Origin of the sequence: Candidatus Epulonipiscium viviparus, assembly GCF_030708075.1 — a bacterium.
In the GTDB taxonomy this organism is placed as follows: Bacteria; Bacillota; Clostridia; order Lachnospirales; family Cellulosilyticaceae; genus Epulonipiscioides; species Epulonipiscioides viviparus.
Genome location: NZ_CP117982.1, coordinates 262,055 through 283,620, shown reverse-complemented (window position 1 = coordinate 283,620; position 21,566 = coordinate 262,055). Strand labels below are relative to the sequence as shown.

18 protein-coding genes are annotated in these 21,566 nt (G+C 33.8%); 13 read left to right on the top strand and 5 right to left on the bottom strand.

The window, feature by feature from the left end:
- The first annotated feature begins 108 nt into the window (after window positions 1-108).
- Window positions 109-1,233 carry a radical SAM family heme chaperone HemW gene (hemW, locus tag PCY70_RS00920; protein WP_305768088.1) on the top strand — a complete coding sequence of 375 codons (1,125 nt, stop codon included), beginning with the start codon at window positions 109-111 and terminating at the stop codon, window positions 1,231-1,233.
- Window positions 1,234-1,263: 30 nt separating this feature from the next.
- Here hemW and PCY70_RS00915 read toward each other — a convergent pair whose 3' ends face one another.
- Both PCY70_RS00915 and PCY70_RS00910 read right to left on the bottom strand, forming a co-directional pair.
- A complete protein-coding gene (locus PCY70_RS00915) occupies window positions 1,264-2,016 on the bottom strand; it encodes a hypothetical protein (protein WP_305768087.1) in 753 nt (250 codons plus the stop codon).
- Window positions 2,017-2,147: 131 nt separating this feature from the next.
- Window positions 2,148-2,915, bottom strand: a complete 768-nt coding sequence (locus tag PCY70_RS00910; RefSeq protein WP_010166351.1) for a flagellin — start codon at window positions 2,913-2,915, stop codon at window positions 2,148-2,150.
- Window positions 2,916-3,298: 383 nt separating this feature from the next.
- On the opposite strand from PCY70_RS00910, the gene PCY70_RS00905 reads away from it, so the two are divergent.
- From PCY70_RS00905 to PCY70_RS00865, 9 genes are all read left to right on the top strand, one after another.
- A complete protein-coding gene (locus tag PCY70_RS00905; protein ID WP_305768086.1) occupies window positions 3,299-4,036 on the top strand; it encodes a PH domain-containing protein in 738 nt (245 codons plus the stop codon).
- Between the two features lie 345 nt (window positions 4,037-4,381).
- The gene (locus PCY70_RS00900; protein WP_305768085.1) at window positions 4,382-5,395 is read left to right on the top strand and encodes a LacI family DNA-binding transcriptional regulator; all 1,014 of its coding nucleotides are present in this window, start codon (window positions 4,382-4,384) and stop codon (window positions 5,393-5,395) included.
- Window positions 5,396-5,429: 34 nt separating this feature from the next.
- Window positions 5,430-7,151 carry a solute:sodium symporter family transporter gene (locus PCY70_RS00895; protein ID WP_305768084.1) on the top strand — a complete coding sequence of 574 codons (1,722 nt, stop codon included), beginning with the start codon at window positions 5,430-5,432 and terminating at the stop codon, window positions 7,149-7,151.
- A 177-nt stretch (window positions 7,152-7,328) separates the two neighbouring features.
- Window positions 7,329-9,551, top strand: a complete 2,223-nt coding sequence (locus PCY70_RS00890; RefSeq protein ID WP_416387547.1) for an alpha-galactosidase — start codon at window positions 7,329-7,331, stop codon at window positions 9,549-9,551.
- Window positions 9,552-9,707: 156 nt separating this feature from the next.
- Entirely contained in the window at window positions 9,708-11,993 is a 2,286-nt protein-coding gene (locus tag PCY70_RS00885) for a leucine-rich repeat domain-containing protein (RefSeq protein WP_305768082.1), read from the top strand.
- Window positions 11,994-12,110: 117 nt separating this feature from the next.
- Window positions 12,111-12,911: a sugar phosphate isomerase/epimerase family protein gene (locus tag PCY70_RS00880; RefSeq protein WP_305768081.1), complete on the top strand. Its 801-nt coding sequence runs from the start codon at window positions 12,111-12,113 to the stop codon at window positions 12,909-12,911.
- Window positions 12,912-12,985: 74 nt separating this feature from the next.
- Window positions 12,986-14,092: a Gfo/Idh/MocA family protein gene (locus PCY70_RS00875; protein ID WP_305768080.1), complete on the top strand. Its 1,107-nt coding sequence runs from the start codon at window positions 12,986-12,988 to the stop codon at window positions 14,090-14,092.
- Between the two features lie 3 nt (window positions 14,093-14,095).
- Complete coding sequence (locus PCY70_RS00870; RefSeq protein WP_305768079.1) at window positions 14,096-14,275, top strand: hypothetical protein; 180 nt, start codon at window positions 14,096-14,098, stop codon at window positions 14,273-14,275.
- Window positions 14,276-14,393: 118 nt separating this feature from the next.
- Window positions 14,394-14,624 (top strand): hypothetical protein, encoded by a 231-nt coding sequence (locus PCY70_RS00865; protein ID WP_305768984.1) that lies wholly within the window; start codon window positions 14,394-14,396, stop codon window positions 14,622-14,624.
- On the opposite strand, the gene PCY70_RS00860 is transcribed toward PCY70_RS00865, so the two are convergent.
- Genes PCY70_RS00860 through PCY70_RS00850 form a run of 3 tightly spaced genes read right to left on the bottom strand, consistent with a single transcriptional unit; the run spans window position 14,621 to window position 17,837 of the window.
- Window positions 14,621-15,784, bottom strand: coding sequence for a phosphoglycerate dehydrogenase (locus PCY70_RS00860; RefSeq protein WP_305768078.1), 1,164 nt, complete (start codon window positions 15,782-15,784; stop codon window positions 14,621-14,623). The two genes, PCY70_RS00865 and PCY70_RS00860, sit on opposite strands and share 4 nt — an antisense overlap.
- Window positions 15,785-16,870, bottom strand: coding sequence for a 3-phosphoserine/phosphohydroxythreonine transaminase (gene serC, locus PCY70_RS00855; protein ID WP_010168539.1), 1,086 nt, complete (start codon window positions 16,868-16,870; stop codon window positions 15,785-15,787). It abuts the gene before it with no gap.
- 55 nt (window positions 16,871-16,925) lie between these two features.
- Entirely contained in the window at window positions 16,926-17,837 is a 912-nt protein-coding gene (locus PCY70_RS00850) for an FAD:protein FMN transferase (protein ID WP_305768077.1), read from the bottom strand.
- A 175-nt stretch (window positions 17,838-18,012) separates the two neighbouring features.
- Here PCY70_RS00850 and PCY70_RS00845 point away from each other — a divergent pair, with 175 nt between their 5' ends.
- The 3 genes from PCY70_RS00845 to ppk1 all read left to right on the top strand — a co-directional run bounded on the left by PCY70_RS00845 (window position 18,013) and on the right by ppk1 (window position 21,220).
- The gene (locus tag PCY70_RS00845) at window positions 18,013-18,141 is read left to right on the top strand and encodes a hypothetical protein (RefSeq protein ID WP_010168536.1); all 129 of its coding nucleotides are present in this window, start codon (window positions 18,013-18,015) and stop codon (window positions 18,139-18,141) included.
- A 123-nt stretch (window positions 18,142-18,264) separates the two neighbouring features.
- The gene (locus PCY70_RS00840; RefSeq protein WP_305768076.1) at window positions 18,265-19,167 is read left to right on the top strand and encodes a Ppx/GppA phosphatase family protein; all 903 of its coding nucleotides are present in this window, start codon (window positions 18,265-18,267) and stop codon (window positions 19,165-19,167) included.
- A complete protein-coding gene (gene ppk1 / locus PCY70_RS00835; protein WP_305768075.1) occupies window positions 19,160-21,220 on the top strand; it encodes a polyphosphate kinase 1 in 2,061 nt (686 codons plus the stop codon). The genes PCY70_RS00840 and ppk1 overlap by 8 nt, the downstream gene beginning before the upstream one ends.
- Window positions 21,221-21,566: the final 346 nt, after the last annotated feature.

Here is a 21,566-nt window from a genome sequence, read left to right as displayed (position 1 = left end):
TGTTTTTTTTTGTAGTATGACCATGAAAAAATTTTTTTAAACATAATTGCATATAATTAAAAAAAAATGTCTACACTTATAAATAAGAAAATGAAAAGAGTTGCGACGATGAATACAGGATTATACGTTCACATACCATTTTGTCAATCAAAATGTTATTATTGTGATTTTTTATCAATTGCAGATAATTCGTTAGAAGATGTATATGTCAGTGCTTTAGTTGAAGAATTAAAAAGATATAGTAGGAAAGTTAAACGAAAAATCAATACTATTTTTATAGGTGGTGGAACTCCTACTGCTTTATCGGTAAATTTATTGAGTAAAATTTGTGAAGTAATTGAAGATAATTTTATTTTAGATAAAGATATAGAATGGACAATAGAAGTAAATCCGGGAACTTTAACTAAATCACATTTGCAAATAATTAAAAATACGAGTATAAATAGAGTCAGTTTAGGATTACAGAGTTCGTGCAATAATTTGTTAAAAAAAATAGGCAGAATTCACACTTTTGAAGATTGGGAAAATACCATTAATGATTTATTAGGCATAGGGATTACAAATATAAATACAGATTTAATGTTTGCATTGCCGTCTCAAACTTTGCATGATTGGAAATGCACTCTTGCAAGGGTCAGTCAGTATCCTATTACACATATTTCAGCATATGCGCTGATTTTAGAAAAAAATACAAAGCTCTATAATGATTACAAGAATGGATTATTTTTAATTACATCTGAAGATGTAGATAGACAAATGTATGCTACTGCAAAAGAAATATTAAGTTCATATGGATTTTTTCAATATGAAATATCGAATTGGGCTAAAAATGGGTATAAATGTAAACACAATATTCTCTATTGGACATTAGATGAATATATTGGTGTAGGGTTGGGTGCTAGTGGATATTTAAATAATATAAGATATACAAACACAGATGATTTGAAAAAATATATACAAGGAATAGATCACGGCACAGATATTATAAAAGAAGAAGATGTTATAACAAACAAAATGAGTATGGAAGAATTTATGTTTTTGGGACTAAGAATGATTAGAGGAATATGTAAAAAAGATTTTAAAAATAGGTATGGTAAAAATATTGAAGAAATTTATGGATATGAAATAAATAAATGGAAAAACGAAAAAGCTTTAATAGAAAATGAAACAAATATTTATCTTACAAATTTTGGAATAGATATATCGAATACTGTATTTGCAAGCTTTTTATAAAAAAGGGCAAAAGTTCTGCCCTTCTTGAACTTAAACATTAAATAAAGTAGACATTTGATTCATCATGTTCATAGCAGAAGTTTGCCAACGAGATTGCATTTGAAATCTATATTGATCTAATAAATTGGTTTTTAATGTTGTACTGGTTGCTGCAGTAGTGGCATTAGTATTAGCGGTGGCAGCTATATTTTCAGCATTAATATTTTCTTCAAGTGTCTCTTCCTGCATTTCGCTAATTTCTTGAGATGTTTCAGCTTGTTGTGCGTTAAGTTCTGCTTCTCTTTCACTGGTAAGTGCTTCTTGTTCTGCTTCTCTTTCTGCACGTGATTCAATGATTCTAGCTTCTAGTTCCTCTTGAGGAGAAGGAGTGTCTTCGTATAAAGCCAAGGCATCTTCTTCTTCTTCGGTAGTATATAAACTAGTGGTATCTTCGGGTGGCTGAATAGTTAAAATATTATTTTGAGTTAATGTAAAATTCTGAGCCGTGTTAGTTGCGGTTTGAGTGGTGTTTAAAGCACTATTATCAGAAGTGTAATTCTCGTTTTGGCTTTCTACATTTGAAGTTTCGACAGTTAATCCAATATAAGCGGATACCATTCTAGATCCTACAGAGAGTCCGGTGGGAATATTAGCTGATTGCGGTAATGCTTCTGCGGTGGCCTGTTCTTGACGTCGCTCTTCAAGATTTTGTTGAATTTCTCGAATTTGTGCAGTAGCACGATCAGCATTTCTGTCATTGTTTTGTATAGAATAATTCATATCGGAATTTAGACCAAGTGCCATAATTATCCTCCTAACTTTTTTGTACCTTAGTACATAAATCTAATATATATATCGGTGAAGTAGTTAAAATAATTTAGTAAATTACTGTACGTTTACAAAAATATATTTACAAATTTACAAGTTGATTCAAATTACAGCATAATGCTCATCTGATTTATCATTTGAGTTTGCATTTGACTTTGCATTTGTAACCTATATTGATCTAATAAATTGTTTTTAAGTATTGCACTAGTGGATTCGGCATAATCTGTATCCTGCATTTGGCTAACAGCAGCCATGGTATTTTCTGCAGTAATATTATTAGATCTTACTTCTGATTCATTTGCATTGTAGTCTGCTCCTACTTCGGCTTGCATCGAACTAACAGCAGAAGACATTCCACGAATTTGGCTAAGTGCATTAGGATCTGTCACATCAACACTAAATGAACCTAAAGTATCTTCACTGAAATCAATACCTTCTTCATCAAATACGGCTTTGGTATTAAATTCTGTATTTTTAGAAATTGATCCTAATTGTTCCCCTAGTTGATCCATTTCCATCTGAATATAGGACCGATCTTCATCAGTTAAAATTCCGTTATTGGCTTGAAGTGCAAGTTCGTTCATCCGAGATAAAGTAGCTTGAGAATCACTCAAAGCACCATCGGCAACATTAGAACGACTCATTTCGGATTCGATATTATTACTTTGTGCATTTAATCCAATATATGCTGATACCATTTTAGTGGCTATTGCCATAACTGCAGGATTGTCTGCTGCTTCATTAACCTTTTTTCCGGTTGAAAGTTCTTCGTTTCTTTCTTCGCGTTCTCGTTGAAGTTCTCTTGTTCTATTGATGTTTTGATTTTGAGGATTGTTAATAGAGGATTGAAAGCCTGTAATTGAGTTTATTGCCATAAATAACCCCTCCTAAAATGTATTTGAGTATAAAAATAAACTCTAGCATATATATCGACACCGATATTTGAAAACTTTAAAAAATATACTACAATATAAAAAAGATAATAAATAATAAAGTATATGGTGTCTGAATACATTAGATGTAGCGAGTACAATGTAACGTGCGTCAATTAAAGAAAAGTAATTTTAGGGTAGAGGAGAATTATGATGAATAATCAGATGTTAAGATATTTATTAATAAAAAATACCAGTACTGCAATTATGCTATCAATAATACTATTAGTTAGCTATCAGTTTATATTAGATAAAATACAACTAACAAATCTACATATACTGATGTTGATAATAGGTATATTTGTATTTATGTGGATAAAAGCAATTTGCATTTATTTTATAGTACACTAGTGGTTAATCTCAGTGTTATATTATCACTATTGGTGCTGGGATATAATATTGGATTCGAAGTAATATTAGATACTCCTATGACCCAGGTTATAGCTTTGTTGCTATTTATTATATTAATTAAGGTGCTTAGTTGTTTATGGAACCTAGTTAAATTCTATGATTTTAGAATAGATCAACAAGAAGAAATTATAACTGTACATTCGGGACTACTAAATACTCAAAGTGGAATAATTAATAAAGAAAGAATATCAGCAGTTCATATTAGTCAAACTCCCATTTTTAGGTTATTTAATAAAGCTACAATTTCGATTAGTATAATAGGAGTAGATGAAGCAGATGAGAAAATCAATGTTATATTTCCTGTTTTACCATTCAATGAAGTTTTTGGCGTAATTTACACCTTTTTTTCAGAATTTGATTTTGTAGATGAAAAGAAAAGAATAAGTCCTACACATAAGTTAATATATAATACTACATTTTATGGTATGTCTAACACAATGCTCTATTTATCTAGAGGAATATTAGTCAAACGCATAACAATTATTAAGTTAGGAGAAATTGATAGCATTCAAATCAAGAAAAATATTATTAACCAGTGCAAAAGAACTTTATGTCTACGAGTAAATTATGCCGGAATGAAGTTTGAGGACCTTAAAAGTATTAATGGTATTGAGAGTAACAATTTCGATAATATATTTAGAAAATTGTTTTAAAGCAAAATATACGCGAGAGAAAATTCTCGCTTTTTTTGTGCTTAAAATTAGGACTAGTTGTGAAGCTAAACATTTCGTAAAACACGCGTTTCGCGAAATGTTCTCATAAAATGAATTTTTATGTTTTTTTAATCCCTTGATACATAAGAGTTATAATGTTTTGATCGCAATTTACTTTTTTTTTAGAAATGTTGTACATAAATATATATTTTAAACAACTACACTGGTTATATCGAATAATTTTTATTTTATATTTTTATGCATTTTCATGCTTGAATGTATTTTTTTACATGATACAATAAATATATTAAATGAACACGTGTTTATCCAAAAGGAGGTGTAAATATGACTACAAAACAAATTGCACAACTTGCTAATGTTTCACGTAGTACCGTTTCTCGTGTTATCAATAATTATTCCAACGTAACAGAGGATACGAGAATCAAAGTTCAAAAAGTTATTGATGAATATGGATACAAACCAAATCATTTTGCCAGAACGCTGGTTGGCAAAACACCTAATATAATCGGAGTATTTATTGCAGATATAAATACTACAGTCAGTCCAGATAAATGGATCGGAATCAATTCTCCATACAATATGACTGTACTTTCTGTTATTATTAATACTCTTAAAGAATATAATCACACTGCTTTAGTTAACATTATCAACACCCCACAAGAATACGATCTAATCGAAGATTATTTTACTTCAAGAATTATTGCAGGTGGAATTTTTATCGGATTTCCATATCAACTTCAAATATTACAAGAACTCGCTCAAAAATATAATATAGTATTAATTGACCAAATTACTCTTACAGAGGATGCGCACAACAAAATTAAAGTAGTTAACACCGATAATATTTTAGGAGGATATATAGCAACAAAACATTTAATCTCTTATGGTCATACCAATATTTTGCATGTAGCAGGCGATGATAGACTATCTTCTATTGAACGCAAACAAGGATATATTAAAGCTATGCTAGAACACAATCTAAACACTCAGGTCATTGCAGGATTATATCGTGAAGATATTGCTTATGCAGAAACCAAAGATTATCTTACAAATCATACCCCCTCTGCTATCTTTGCTGCAAACGACATTATGGCTCTCGGAGTAATAAAAGCTTTAAAAGAATTGAAATTAAATATTCCCGAAAATATATCCATTATAGGCTTTGATAATTTAAACTTTATTGATTGGTTTAATCTAGATTTAACGACAATGATGGTATCGTTAAAAGCAATCGGAAAGAGTAGTGTAGATTTGTTATTTAATATTAGCGAAAGTGTTCATGAAACTTGTTGCCCATATTTAGTGGAGAGAGGTAGTGTAAAAAAAATTAATTATTAAATGTATTCAAAATAAAAGAGGAGGAAACAATAAAATGAATATTATGATTTTGGTCTCATTTATAATTTTTTCGGGTATAGTAGGATGGATTACTTATTCAAAAACTAAAAATGATACACTTGATACTAGCGATGGATACTTTCTTGGTGGACGAAGTTTAACGGGCGGGGTTATTGCAGGATCATTATTACTTACTAATCTAAGTGCAGCAAGTTTTGTTGGAATGTCAGGTCAAGCTTATTCGGCTAATATGTCAGTTATGGGTTGGGAAGTTGCCTCCGGGCTCGTATTAGTTTTAATTGCAATATTTTTAGTTCCACGATATCTAAAGCAAGGTATTACTACAATTCCAGATTTTATTCAGTCAAGATTTGATAATGGCACTAAACAATTTGTCACAATTTTATTTTTAATTAGCTACATAATAAATATGTTACCTATCACTTTATATTCTGGCGCAGTCGCTATGGGTCAAATTTTTAACGTCTCTGAAATATTTGGCATAACCTATGTTCAATCAATATGGATTATGGTATGGGTTATAGGTGTTATCGGGTCCATCTATGCAATATTTGGAGGGCTAAAAGCTGTTGCTATCTCTGATACTATCAACGGAATTGCATTAGTTATCGGAGGATTGTTAGTTCCAATATTTGGTATTTTCTTTTTGGGCGATGGTCATTTTGTCGAAGGATTCACATCTTTTATAGAACACTCGCCAGAAAAACTTAATTCTATTGGTTCTAATACAGATCCACTTCCGTTTTCAACAATATTTACAGGGCTATTTTTAGTTAATTTATATTATTGGGGGACTGATCAAGCTATTATTCAACGTGCGTTAGGTGCCAAAAATCTCAAAGAGGCACAAAAAGGAGTAATCTTTGCTGGGTTGCTAAAAGTACTCACTCCTATCATGGTTATTATTCCCGGAATTATTGCATTTCAAATTTTGGGTTCCAGTATTTCTAATACAGATACTGTATATCCTTTGCTTGTAAGCATGGTATTGCCTGATTTTTTGGTCGGATTATTTGCAGCTGCAATGATGGGAGCAATTTTAAGCACATTTAACAGCGTTCTCAATAGCGCTTCTACGTTATTTGCTCTAAATATTTACAAACCTGCAACAAAAAGAGAAGTCTCAGAAACAGAACTTATTAAAGTAGGTAAGATATTTGCCTTAATTGTAGCTCTAATCTCGATGTTTGTTGCCCCCTTTATTTTAAATGCACCTGCAGGATTATTTGATTATTTACAGACCATTAACGGCTTCTTTAATGTTCCGATCTTTACAATAATATTCATGGGCTATGTAACCAAGCGAGTTCCTCCTATTGCTGCCAAAATTGCTATTACATTTTTTGTAACCACTTATGGGTTTACACAATTGGTATGGGATGGAGGTATACATTATCTACACATCTCTGGTATACTATTTGTTATTTCTTGTGCGATGATGCTAGCGATAGGCAAAAAATATCCTACAGAAAAGCCATACGAAATACCTGTTAGTAATGCTGTAGATTTGACTCCTTGGAAATCGCGCTATTTATTTAGTGGTTTTGTAATTTTTGTAATGATTGGAATGTACGTAGTATTTTCTAAAGTTGGCTTAGCGAGAGAAGGCGGTATCGGAGCAGATACACTTAGCTATTTGGCTGCATTGGCTGTGATCTGTGCTGCAGGCGGATTTATAGCAGACAAAATTTTTAACAAATGTCCTAAATCGAATGATGCAACATTGGAAAATTAATGTAATTAAGCGATTGGTCCGCGAATTTACACAATTGGTATGGGATGGGGGTATACATTATTTGCATATTTCTGCTATACTATTTGTAGTTTCATTCACACTAATGAAGCATTCAACCATTAATTTAATCTAAGATCACAACATACTGTGGTCTTTTTATTTTTAACAACGAAGGGATTGATTACTGTGATTCAGTTTAGTAATAACACTTTTCATATTTATAATGATGATGTGAGTTATATAATTAAGATTTTAAAAAATAATCATCTTGGACAATTATACTTTGGAAAAAAGATTAGACATCGTGATGACTTCGATCATTTGTTAGTAGAAAAAGGCACCAGTCTTGCTCCGTGTGTCTTTAAAGGTGATCTCGATTTTTCGTTGGAGGTCCTAAAACAAGAATATCCAAGCTATGGTACAGGCGATTATCGTGATCCTGCGTATCAAGTTGTTGCCGATAACGGTAGTTCTATTACAGACCTTGTTTACAAATCTCACATCATAAAAAATGGAAAAGATGCTATTACGGGTCTACCATCCACTTATGGTAATAACGTTGAAACTTTGGAGATCACTTTACAAGATGATGTGATCGGCTTAAAAGTACTTTTACGTTATCATGTATTTTCTGATATAGCGGCAATAGTTCGCAGTACTGCGTTTATCAATATCTCTACAAAGCCTTTAAGAATAGAACGCGCAATGTCCGCTAGTCTCGATTTATATGATAGTAATTTTGAAATGATTACTTTAGATGGAGCTTGGGCTCGAGAACGTCATATCTCTACTCGTAAAATTACTTCGGGTATTCAGTCTGTTGCTAGCAGTCGAGGTGCCAGCAGTGCTATGCACAATCCTTTTATTGCACTCAAACGCCCCCAAACTACTGAAACTGCTGGAGAAGCGTATGGATTCACTTTAATTTATAGTGGCAACTTTTTAGCCCAAGTGGAAGTAGATGCGTATGATGTTACTCGTGTTTTGATGGGCATTAATCCGTTCGAATTCAATTGGACATTATTGGCTGGCGAAAAGTTTGACACCCCAGAAGCCGTTCTGGTCTATAGCGATTCGGGTCTAAATAAAATGAGTCAAAATTTTCACAATTTGTTTAGAAATAATCTAATGCGTGGCAAGTACAAACAAAAAAGTCGTCCTATCTTAATTAATAATTGGGAGGCAACATATTTTGACTTTAACGAAGAAAGCATTTTGAAAATTGCAGCAACTGCAAAAGCTGCCGGAATCGAACTATTTGTACTCGACGATGGGTGGTTCGGAAAACGAGATAACGATTCCACTTCATTAGGAGATTGGTCGGTATATTTAGAAAAATTGCCAAACGGTATCAAAGGACTCTCCGAAAAAATTAATGCTATGGGATTAGATTTTGGATTGTGGTTCGAACCAGAGATGGTTAATGAAATTAGCGAACTTTATGCTACTCATCCAGACTATGCTATCGCAACGCCAAATAGAAAATCCTCGTATGGTAGAAATCAATATGTATTGGATTTTAGTAGAACCGAAGTGGTAGACTGTATCTTTAATAAAATGTGCGAAATTATTGATACCGCCAATATTGCATATATCAAATGGGACATGAATCGCAATATTACAGAAGCATTTAGCCACTCACTAACTGCTGCTTGCCAAAAAGAATTCTTCCATCGATATATTTTGGGGGTATATAGCTTATACGATAGACTAATTGCTAGATTTCCAGAGATATTGTTTGAATCTTGCGCATCTGGAGGTGCCCGATTTGATGCCGGAATGCTATATTATGCTCCCCAGGCCTGGGCTTCCGACAATACAGATGCTGTCGAGAGATTACACATCCAATATGGCACATCTATGCTATATCCTATTGTATCGATGGGTAGCCATGTTGCTGCAGTTCCAAATCACCAAGTAGATAGAGTCACTAGTTTAAAAATGCGTGCAGATGTCGCTTATTTTGGAACCTTTGGCTATGAACTAGATTTAAATAAAATTTCTGCCGCCGAATTAGAACAGGTTAAGGAACAGATCACGTTTTTTAAAAAATATCAGGATGTTATTCAATTAGGTGATTTTTATAGATTATCACAAGGCAATTTTTATTGCTGGTTAGTTGTTTCCGCAGATAAATCAACGGCCATTTTAGGCTATTACAAAATTTTAGCATCGCCAAATCCATCAATCAAAAAAATTAATTTAGTCGGTTTAAATTCTGCCACAGAATATTCTTGCAATAACAAAAATTACTATGGCGATGAATTGATGAATGTTGGAATGATTCTAGAAACGGAATTTACTGGATTAACTCAATCAGATAACTTTGAAGGTAAATATACTTCCGGCACCGATAAGGGAGATTTTACTTCACAAATTTATGTGTTTGAAGCAATTTAAATCTATAAACTACATTGAGAAGCTACTGCGAATTTTATTGCCGTATTAGCTTCTTTTTTATTTGCTTTTAATATATATTGACACTATTCAACAATCATGATAGCATTAATTATTACATATTTATTTTTAAATTTTAGAAAAGGAGAGTAAGTACATATGAGATTGCAAAAAATATTACTCGCAACGTTGGTGGTTTCATCCACTTTACCAGTTTACGCTTATTTATATTCCTCTAAAGATGCAACGACGACTGATGCTTCTAAAATATCTACCGCAGCTATCCCCAAAATTGAACGATATAATTCTGCAAAGTCAGAAATTTTATTTATTGAATGTCCATCGTTATATATCCAAACTTCTGAAATGAATACATTGGTCAGTGCTGCTCAAACCTTAGCTGAATCTATCGTTAGTTCTACTGCTGCTGGGGCTGATGTATTGCCTACTCAATATTGGGTGCCCCCTATTGCTAAACATAACTTTCTGTATGCCATAGAGTGTGCATCACAATCAAATAGTACGGATCTACTCAAAAAAGCTCAGGCCGAATTTATATCTTTGAAAAAATTAGGACAGACTGTAGACAAGGGTAATCTAATATCCAAAATTACTAATGCAAAAAAATTAATTGCTAACATTATTGCTAGCGATAACGGTTATGATCTACCTACGTATAAACAGTATGTTCCTATATTAGCACATATCGATCTTTCTGATACTATAGCATCGGCTGAAACAGTTGCCCACGATGCTGAGGCGACTGCCATAGAAATTAATTCAACCGAAAAAGCTATTGCTGCATCAATGACAGATTTTGAAGCCAATATTGCCGTGGGAACTGCAACAGCCCCAATAACTGCTGATAACATAATTTTGGCAAATATTTTATCTCATCAATGTGAGGAGGATTTAATGATGAAAAAAGCAGCTACAACAAGTTTAGTTCAAGTTCCCGATGTGGCGCTGCGTCAGGCAATAGTTACTATATACCCGTCTATAGAATTTAATGCCAATGGTGAAACAAGTATACAAAATTTGAACTCACTTTCAGGTGAATTTGAAGCAATAGGCAAGGGTATTCAAAAACTTGACGGACTTCAATATGCAACAGAATTAACATATATAAATCTAGATGACAATCATATCCAAGACATTCACGCATTAAGTAAGTTGCCGCATTTAAAAAAATTGAGCATAAACAACAATAATATCAAAGTGTTGGATTTATTCGGTTTTACTTCATTATCTGAGTTAAGCGTTAATAATAATCAAATTAAAAGTATTCTTTTTTCGGAACTACACTCGGCAATTAGTCAGTTAGTAACCTTAGATTTAAGCCAAAATATGCTAGGTGATTTTTTGACACATTCAGAATTAATGGAGCTTGGATACGATAATACAGAAATGCTTGCAACATCTTCTGGTGCTCGCGCAATCGATGCCTTAGCGCAAGCCGCAATTTTAAAAAAGCTTAATCTGGCTGATAACAAATCACTGGTCGATATTTCTGTTGTGGAATATTGCGATAATTTAGCTGATTTAAATTTGGTAGGAAATACGGCATTAGCCGAAGGAATTGAAGTACTCGGAACACTGGATTATTTAGAAAATTTAGAAATTGAAGCTCTACTATTTAATAATGAAGAAACGCGTGAAAAATTGATTTCGGTAATAAAATCCTTAACTTTTATGCAAGAGGATGCTGCGGTTACGGACACCACCATTATAATAGAGTCTGATTTAATAACAGAAGACGTAAAAGAAGCATTGAGAATTGAGGTCCTAGAATTATTAAGCGCTGTCTTAGAAGAAGAGCTCGACAATGGATTAATTACAGAATTTCCAGAAATTGTAATTAACGATACGGCGACTTATGAATTTGATAGAGACAAAAAAGATCCATCAAAAAAAATGTCTCCTCAGTTCGATTATCTGCTTAAAATTCATAACTCTCTCAATACGCAAGATGCGGCAGAACTTATGATCGAACTTTCTCCAAATCAACATACTAAAATTCCTCATATCTTATTGGAAGCTACAGAGGTTATTACTGCAGTTACAAAAATGGTTCAGACCGCTCTCTTTAACTCTGCCATTCCAAAAGTAATTGTAGATGTTACCACCACCAATAATGTTACTCTTGGCATCAAGTTAGAAATGGATTTTGATTTGTTAAAAAGTTTGATGATAACCAAAAATGCTATTCTGGAAATCAAAACTAAATTTGTGAGCTTAGTATTTGATTCCTCTGTGTTGGAGGGTATTTTAGATAAGGCCGACAGTGAGAATGTGATTTTTAAAATAACCGAAATACCTAATGATAAGCCTAATTATAATAAAGTAGTTAATCTAGAAATTGTCACTGCAAATAAATATTTTGAAGAATTTGAAGATCGCGTTGCGGTTAAGTTTCCAAATATCAAATCCAAATTTCTCCTGTAATTAACCAAAATTTTCTATTTATATTGCTTATACTATTTACATCTTATTTAATCGATGTTACAATATTTGGGTATAATCATTGGACTTATATTTATTTGAAAGGACTGATCGTTACGTATGAAATTAGGGATTATTACTAATAATTATACATTAGAAAATTTAAATAATATTAAAAATAAAAATTTAGAATTTGTCGAATTTTGTATAAATTATAACGAAAATGTACCAGATAGCCATACACAATTTTTAAGTCAAATCACCGAAATTAAAAACAATTTGAATTCTGCTAAACTTGAAGTTGGATCTGTGGGTCGATGGGGTGGTTTTAAAATTTTACCAAATGGCAAAATTAATTCAGCTGAACTTGATATTGATAAAGCTCTTATTGATGCTGCAAAAACATTGGGTAGCGAAATTTATGTCACTGGTTGCAATTATATTAGCGAACATTCTCTCTTTGATAATTATCGAGATACCATTTTTTATTTTCATACATTAATTGCTTATGCCAAAGAAAAAGATATCAAGATTGCAGTATACAACTGCAGATGGAATAACTATATTGTTTGTGATCCGGCCTGGTCCGCAATTTTGTCAAATATTAAAGATTTATATATCAAATATGATCCGTCTCATTGTATTTATGATGGTGGCGATTATCTTCATGAAATGGCGAAATGGGGCTCAAGAATTATTCATATTCATCTAAAAGGCAGTTTAACCATTGACGGAAAACGATACGATGATCCACCAGCTGGTCTTGACCAAACTGATTGGCCCAAGTTTTTTGCTCTCTTATACAAACTAGGATATAATAGAACGTTAAGTATAGAACCGCATTCTCCAACTTGGAAAGATGAACTAGGCGATAAAGGAGTTCAATTTACTATTGATTATATGAAAAAACTGATATTCTAAAAACTTTCTGCTAAAAAATTAATTAATCAAACAAATTCATGCACTAAAATTTTATATAATAGAAAGGTGATTCTATGAATAATAAAATATATAAAATGGGAATTGTTGGATATGGCGGAATGGCTCATTGGCATAAAAGATTAATTCAAACTGGTAATGCTAACCAAAAAAATGCCGCTGCAGAGATAACAAACCCATTAGGCATTGAAATAAAAGGAATTTTTGATATAGATAGAAAAAGATTAGATGAAGCTAATGCAGAAGGTTTGGTTGCTTATGATTCTTTTGAGGCCATGCTTGCTGATGATCAAATCGATATTATTTTATGTGCAACTCCAAATGATGTTCATAGAGATGTAGTTATTCGTGCACTCGAGGCCGGTAAACATGCCGTTTGCGAAAAGCCTGTCACAATTTCTTCAGTTGATTTGCAGGCAATGATTGATGCGTCCAAAAGAACTGGAAATGTTTTTGTGGTTCACCAAAATAGAAGATGGGACGGAGATTTTTTGACCGTTAAAAATGCTTATAACGAAGGAATTTTGGGTGATGTTTTCGAAATTCAGTCTAGAATTCATGGCTCGCGCGGCATTCCGGGAGATTGGAGAGGCAAAAAAGAAAATGGCGGGGGTATGATGCTCGATTGGGGCGTTCACATTATTGATCAATTGCTAATGATAGTTGATGATGAGATCGATACCATTTACGCAACTATGCAACACGTAACTAACGACGAAGTAGATGATGGCTTTAGGATGATTATGACATTTAAAAACGGCCTTAGCGCTCTACTCGAAGTTGCCACTGCAAATTTTATCGATTTGCCACGCTGGTATGTGTTGGGAACCGAAGGAGCATTGCGTATCGATAAACTTGGCGGAGGTGGCAAGGATGCTGACGTTACTAGAATCACAGATAAAACTAAAAACGATGCAACCCCTATTGTTACTGCCGCAGGACTTACCAAAACCATGGCTCCTCGAACAAGAGAAACCACCGTGTCTGAAACCCTTCCAATAAAATGGGGGAACATCAAAGAATTTTACGCAAATGTTATTGCAACGATCGAAGGCAAAGAAACTCAAATCGTAAAGCCAGATCAAGTTATGAGAGTTATGCGCGTTATGGAAACAGCATTCAAATCGGCTGAGCTGGGCGAAATTATAAAATTCGAAGAGTAGCCTTTGAATTTTGGCGAGCACATAATATTTATTACAATTTTTATCGCTGTAGCTTCGGCAGTTTTTGCAGTTGTAGCACCTTTCACAACGGTGTCTATGGCTGCTTTTATTATTGCATCAAATTTCGCATCACCAACTTTTGCACCAGTTGCGATGACATCAAATCCATTAGCTACTTTTTAGATTAATCTGACTTTTACCATTCCTGAAATTTGCTCCAACAGCGAGATTATTTTTGGCGCATCGTTGAGGCTGTCAAGATCATCATGGCGATTCGCACGTTGGGGAGTTTACAGAATTTTTGATGACACCATATTTTAGAAATGCGGCTAATTCTGTTGCCACCATTTCGGCACAGTTTTCTTCGCTTTCTGGAGTTGATGCGACTTCTAGCACTGCAGCTTCAGCAGTTTTTGCAGTTGTAGCACCTTTCACAACGGTGTCTATGGCTGCTTTTATTATTGCATCAAATTTCGCATCACCAACTTTTGCGCCAGTTGCGATGACATCAAATCCATTAGCTACTTTTTAGATTAATCTGACTTTTACCATTCCTGGAATCTGCTCCAATAGCGAGATTATTTTTGGCGCATCGTTGAGGCTGTCAAGATCTACCAATGTGTATGCTATTTCGCCGCGAGATTTGTTGATCATATTGTCGATGTTCAAATTTTCATCTGCAAGAATATTGGTGACCTGACCAACCATTTTCGGAATGTTTTTATGGATCAGTGTGATGCGTGGCTTATTGATATATGGCGATTCGCACGTTGGGAAGTTTACAGAATTTTTGATGACACCATATTTTAGAAATGCGGCTAATTCTGTTGCAGCCATTTCGGCACAGTTTTCTTCGCTTTCTGGAGTTGATGCGCCCAAGTGAGGAATGCAGATTACATTTTGAAGATTGAGCAGCTCGGCTGTTGGAAAATCTGTTACGTATTTGGCAACGATGCCAAGGTTTAACGCAGCGATTAATGCCGTGTTGTCTACTAATTCTCCTCTTGAAAAGTTTAAAATTCTACAGCCAGGTTTAATTTTTTCGAACATCGCTTGATTGAACATATATTTGGTAGAGGCCTGATACGGAACATGTAGTGTAAGATAATCTGCTTGACCAATTGCTTTGTCCAGATTTTCTACGATTTTTACACCATTATTTATGAGGAGCGCAGAGGTAACAGATAGATATGGATCATAGCCAATTACTTTTAAACCCAGCGATAACGCAGCGTTAGCAACTAGAACTCCGATGGCTCCAAGACCAGCTACCACAAGCGTTTTACCAGATATTTCCGGTCCAATAAATGCTTTCTTGCCCTTTTCTACAACTGCAGCTATGTCGGCTTCGGCAGCTAACGTTTGTGTCCATGTTGTACCCGCAATAATTTCGCGCGACGCTAGCAATAAGCCAGCCAGTGTCAGCTCTTTTACAGCGTTTGCATTAGCTCCGGGAGTGTTAAATACGACAATTCCTTGTTCGGTACATTTTTCGATTGGAATATTATTTGTCCCAGCCCCAGCACGAGATATCGCTAGCAAATTAGGGGCTAATTCCATATTATGCATTGATGCGCTTCTAACCATGATTGCTTCCGGAGCAAGAGCATCGGGCGTGACAACAAAATCTGTATTTTTTAATTTATCAGTACCTTTATTAGAAATTTCATTTAATGTCAGAATATTGAACATTTAATTTTCCTCCTCAAAAGTTTTCATAAGCGCAACTAACTTTTCTACACCTTCTATTGGCATGGCATTATAGATAGAAGCCCTCATTCCGCCAACTGTTCTGTGACCTTTTAAATTGACAAACCCCAAGGACTCGGCTTGCTTGATAAATTTAGCATCTAATTCTTTTGTTGGCAAAACAAACGGAACATTCATCAACGATCTATCTTCAGGTCTAACAGTACCTTTAAACAATTTGCTGTTGTCTAAATAATCATATAAAATAGCAGCTTTTTTCTTGTTGAGCGCATACATATAGTCGATGCCGCCCAATTTTTTAGCCCACTTAAATACCAATCCTGCAAAGTATATGGAGTATGTTGGCGGGGTGTTATACAAAGACTTTTCGGCTGCATGCGTGCTATATTGCAACATTGTTGGAGTGATATCTTGGTGCTTGCCGATCAGGTCATTGCGTACGATGGCGATAGTTACCCCTGCTGGTCCAAGATTTTTTTGCGCACCTGCAAACACGATTCCGAATTTAGAAATATCGTATGGCTCAGCCAAAATATTTGAGCTCATATCTCCAACCAAAGGCACGCCGTTTGTATCTGGCAATTTATCATTTGGTATATGCGTTCCATAAATGGTATTATTCAGAGTTAAATATACGTAATCTGCATCTTTATCAAAAATCGTTGCAGGCAAAGCTGGAATATGGTTAAAAACCGTATCTTCAGAAGAGGCAACAACATTAACCGAACCATATTTCTTGGCTTCTGCAATGGCCCTTTTGCTCCACTGCCCCGTATTGACATAATCAGCTTTTTTGGAACCAACGAGCAAGTTTAGCGGTACCATAGCAAATTGTGTGCTTGCTCCTCCTTGTAAAAACATTACGCTATAGTTATCTGGAATGTGCATCAATTCGCGTAAATTAGTTTCTGCAGTAAAAATTATATCCTCATAAACTTTTGAGCGATGACTCATTTCCATTACAGACATTCCGCTATCTGCATAGCAAACAAATTCTTTCTGCGCTTCCTCTAATACTTCTAATGGAAGCATACTTGGCCCTGCTGAAAAGTTAAAATATCTTTGCATGTAAATTCCTCCTAAAAATTTTAGTTTGTAAAAATGTTTTGTCTAATTTACCAGATTAGTGTAGCTCATAATTGGGGTTAATAATGTTTAGAGTGATTCCGGAAGTTGTGAAAACTTTTTTGTCTTTGGTCACAAAAATCGCTTCTGTTGCAGGCAAACTTTCTATAAAATTGAGACCATCTTCGAGCCCCATGGCAAAGGCAGCAGTGGATAAGCAGTCACACTCTAAAGAATTGATACCAATAACACTAACACTTGCTAAGTTATTGACAAGTGGGTATCCTGTTTTGGTATTTAAAATGTATGTTTGGTCATAAACTTCGGAAGTTACCATCGATTCATTGTTTAAAAATATGGCAGCAAAAGCTTCGCCGACGTGTGCAAATGGATCTTGAATGTATATTGCAATGTTTTTGCTGCCTATAACATATATATTGCCTCCAATATTAATGAGAGCGTCTTCAACACCAGCCATTTGTAACTCCTGACAGACTAAATCTGTTAGATATCCTTTTGCAATGCTATTAAAATCTAATTGCATATTTTCGTATTGAAAAGTTACAGTGCGAGCAGCCTTATTTACGAATACATTTTTATAATTTACCAAATTGAGAGCTGCTAATATTTCTGGATTTGTTGGAACTCCTCTTTGCCATAATGTACTGAGAGGTGCGATAGTAATGTCAAAGGCGCCTTTTGTTAAATTGCTATAATAGAGTCCTCTTTCTATTAGATAAAAAATTTCTGGCGAGAGCTCTTTGTCTACAAGAGAGGTTTGTTGAATCAGCTTATCATCTAGTGAGTGTAAGAGAGCAAAACAACTATCGATAACCTCTTCATGTCTGTCATCATAAACGGCAATTGTTACAAATGTATTTCTCAAAAATTCGGTGCGTTTAATTACAGGCTTTGCTAATAAATTTGGAGCAATCATTATAAATGTAATTATATAAATTAAGAGTTTCATAATTCGTCCTCCATACCTTGCAATATATGGCAAAGTATACCCGATATTACGTAAGTTATTCACATGTATGTACGTAATTGAAAAAAGTTGTGCTTTCACCTTGTTCATTTTCGGGGCATATGATATAGTCCCGTTAGTCGATTAAGTGGCTAATAACAAATTTAGAAGGAAAAAAATGGCAACAATACCATATAAAATCTATCTAGAAGAAGATGAAATGCCAAAGCCATGGTATAACCTGAGAGCTGATATGAATTGTCTCAATTATATGCAGACGGGCTTACCAAATCTACCTAATTTATAGAAAAACATGAGCAACCGCAAACTTTCACTTGTGGTTGCTTTTAATTTTGTATTCATAATAAAAAATTTTATGGATAAGAACGCAATGAATTACGCAAAATACAACCAAAGGGAGTGAGTGAAAATGGAGTATGCAGTTATAGATTTAGGGTCTAACACTATTAGATTATGTATTTACCGTAAAGAGGGCAATGATTTTGTACGTTTATTAAATACTAAAGAAACTGTTGGGTTAGCAGGATATCGCAAAAACGGAGAACTAACTCAATCTGGGGTTAATATAGCTTCAAATGCACTCAATATGTTTAAGAATACGTTATCGATTATCAATGTGAAACAATTATTTGTATTTTCAACCGCATCTCTTAGAAATGTTACAAACAGCGTCGAGGTGGTTGCTGAAATTGAAAAACGAACAGGCTTTGAGATAGATTTACTATCTGGCAAAATGGAGGCTGAGCTGGGGTTTTTGGGAGCCTCAAAAAGCAATAAGTTAAAAACAGGTCTACTTATCGATATTGGTGGTGGAAGCACCGAATTGTTAGAATATGTAGATGGGCAGGAAGTTGACTGCATTAGCTTGCCAATAGGATCTTTATCTCTATATTCAATGTTTGTTAATGATATTATACCCAATAAAAAAGAGCAAAAATCTATGTGTGAACATGTCCGCAATCTTCTACAAGACGTAGAATTTATTCAAAATAAACGCATTGATACGATATTAGGAATAGGAGGTTCTCTTCGTACAATAAAAAAAATGTGTGCTAGAAAATATGGTGTCAAAGGAAAATTTTTTGATACAGCTGAGTTATATAATTTATTAGAATTTATACAAGAATACAAAAAAGCAAGCACTAATTTGATACTAAAAGTTGCACCCGAAAGACTGCACACTACTATCCCTGGTCTAATTATAGCTAAGGAAATTACGAAATATATAAGTGCAAAAAAAATTATAGTTAGTAATTTTGGCTTACGCGAAGGATATTTGTATCATCAGCTTGGAGGAGAAATCTATGACTAGAAACTACATGCAAAATAGGGAATTATCTTGGTTAAATTTCAATGATAGGGTTTTAGATGAAGCAGATGATAAGACTGTTCCAATAGGAGAAAGATTAAAATTTATTTCAATATTTTCTAATAATCTAGATGAATTTGTGATGATTCGCGTTGGAGGACTGTTTGACCAACTGATAACAGATGCAAATAAAAAAGACAAAACCGGAATGACGGCAGAAGATCAACTGAATGCTATATATCTCAAATTAGGCTATCTCTACAAAAAAAGGGATAGCATTTATCGTGATGTTAATACGCAGCTAAAGGATTACAGCATCCATGGTCTGGAAATTAAAGATTTAAACAAAGAAGAAATGGAAACAGTGAAGGCATATTTTAACGAGCATCTAACACCTATTTTGTCTCCGGCAATTGTAAGCAAGCATTCACCGTTTCCGCAGTTATATAACAATATGCAAGCGATTATTTTGCGACTGCAAAAAGAAAATAAAATTAAACATGGCATTATAACCTTCCCTTCTAATTATCCCAAAATCATATATCTCAATCCAGAAAAAACTAGATATATATTAACAGAATATGTGATATTGAAATTTGCTCATAAACTATTTAAAAAGTTTACGATGTTAGACTCGAGTATAATTAGGTTAACTCGAAATGCTGATATCAATTTAGATGAAGAAATAAACGATGAAGACGAAGATTACGTCGATCATATTAAATCATTGCTGCGCAAACGTGGTCGACTGGCTCCGGTGCGATTAGAGCTATCAAATGATTTGGAAAAAGAAACCATGAAGCTTTTAAAAAAATCGTTAAAATTGCCTGAGAAGTATTTTTTAATTACTAGCAGTCCAATGGATTTTAGCTATGTGTCAGATTTATTTAAGATGTTACCAAAAGATATTGTAGAAAAAATCACATATAAAAAAATATCGGCGCAGCTATCACCCAATATTGATATTAATCAATCCATAATGAAACAAATTCGGGACCAAGATCTATTGCTATCTTATCCATACGAAAGCATCATGCCATTCTTAAAACTGCTAAAAGAAGCTGCAAGTGACCCAAAAGTTATATCTATTAAAATTACAATTTATAGAATGGCCCCCAAAACAAGAATCGTGGATTATTTATGCCGAGCTGCCGAAAATGGCAAAAGTGTATTTGTAATTATGGAGCTTCGGGCCAGATTTGATGAAAGCAACAACATCAATTGGTTTGAGAAATTAAAAGAAGCAGGATGTACCGTCATATTTGGACTTGAATACTTTAAGGTTCATTCAAAAGTCTGTTTAATTTCGTTTATGGAAGATTCTGGCGAAATTACTTATATTTCTCAAATTGGAACAGGAAATTATAATGAAGTTACGGCCAAAGTTTATACGGACCTTTCTCTTATGACTGCTGATCAAAATATCGGGCAAGATATTGATAGCTTTTTTAAGAATATCCCTACAGAAAATTTAAATGGAACGTATAAATGTATTGTTGTCTCACCGTTTGCCTTCAAAAATAAGTTAATTTTACTAATCGATAGAGAAATTGAAAAGCAACATCAAACTCAAAACGGTCGTATTATTATGAAAATGAATTCTCTGACAGAATCAGATATCATCGATGCGCTTGTAAAAGCTTCTAGAGCAGGTGTCAAAATTGATTTGATTATACGCGGAATATCTTGTTTGTTACCAAATATTAAAGATTCTAGTGAAAATATTTACATTACTAGTATTGTGGGTAGATTTTTAGAGCACTCCAGATTGTATGTATTTGGACAACCTGATGATATGCAAATCTATATTTCGTCTGCAGATTGTATGCCCCGAAATTTGGAAAAACGTGTTGAAGTCGCTGCGCCTATTTATGATAGCAAAATCAAAAACCATATTTATGAAACTCTAGAAGTGATGCTAAAAGATAATACAAAAGCCAGATTTATGACTTCAGCCGGAGAATATGTGCGCAAAGAATTCGATGATGCCATGGACTCTCAAATATATTTTATTAACGAGGCCTACAAAAATGCTGGGCAAGAATTACCTTACTAAATTAAAGGGTACGCCTGAGTTTTATTGCTCTAGTGTACCTTTTGATATTTATACTGAGATAGTTACTGTAGAATAAATACAGGCAAAATTCAAATTTTCATACGACACGCATGTAGTAATTATAGTAATCGTCATACTAAGTATATACGTAACTTTCGCATCAGCTGCGGTAGCATGAGTCATATCTTTTGTAACTGAGAACTAGATGACAATAATTTATAAAATATTTATTATAATTGTAATACTAATAAAGACTATTTTGGTTATTTTTACATAATTTTACAATTGTTTTTATAAATTAATTAATTTATCTATTGACTAAATCCGGTTTTTCACGTATAATGCT

Coding starts and splice junctions, on each gene's coding strand:
- hemW (WP_305768088.1), top strand. CDS start 109: ATGAATACAGGATTATACGTTCACATACCATTTTGTCAATCAAAATGT.
- PCY70_RS00915 (WP_305768087.1), bottom strand. CDS start 2,016: ATGGCACTTGGTCTAAATTCCGATATGAATTATTCTATACAAAACAAT.
- PCY70_RS00910 (WP_010166351.1), bottom strand. CDS start 2,915: ATGGCAATAAACTCAATTACAGGCTTTCAATCCTCTATTAACAATCCT.
- PCY70_RS00900 (WP_305768085.1), top strand. CDS start 4,382: ATGACTACAAAACAAATTGCACAACTTGCTAATGTTTCACGTAGTACC.
- PCY70_RS00895 (WP_305768084.1), top strand. CDS start 5,430: ATGAATATTATGATTTTGGTCTCATTTATAATTTTTTCGGGTATAGTA.
- PCY70_RS00885 (WP_305768082.1), top strand. CDS start 9,708: ATGAGATTGCAAAAAATATTACTCGCAACGTTGGTGGTTTCATCCACT.
- PCY70_RS00880 (WP_305768081.1), top strand. CDS start 12,111: ATGAAATTAGGGATTATTACTAATAATTATACATTAGAAAATTTAAAT.
- PCY70_RS00875 (WP_305768080.1), top strand. CDS start 12,986: ATGAATAATAAAATATATAAAATGGGAATTGTTGGATATGGCGGAATG.
- PCY70_RS00860 (WP_305768078.1), bottom strand. CDS start 15,784: ATGTTCAATATTCTGACATTAAATGAAATTTCTAATAAAGGTACTGAT.
- serC (WP_010168539.1), bottom strand. CDS start 16,870: ATGCAAAGATATTTTAACTTTTCAGCAGGGCCAAGTATGCTTCCATTA.
- PCY70_RS00850 (WP_305768077.1), bottom strand. CDS start 17,837: ATGAAACTCTTAATTTATATAATTACATTTATAATGATTGCTCCAAAT.
- PCY70_RS00845 (WP_010168536.1), top strand. CDS start 18,013: ATGGCAACAATACCATATAAAATCTATCTAGAAGAAGATGAAATGCCA.
- PCY70_RS00840 (WP_305768076.1), top strand. CDS start 18,265: ATGGAGTATGCAGTTATAGATTTAGGGTCTAACACTATTAGATTATGT.
- ppk1 (WP_305768075.1), top strand. CDS start 19,160: ATGACTAGAAACTACATGCAAAATAGGGAATTATCTTGGTTAAATTTC.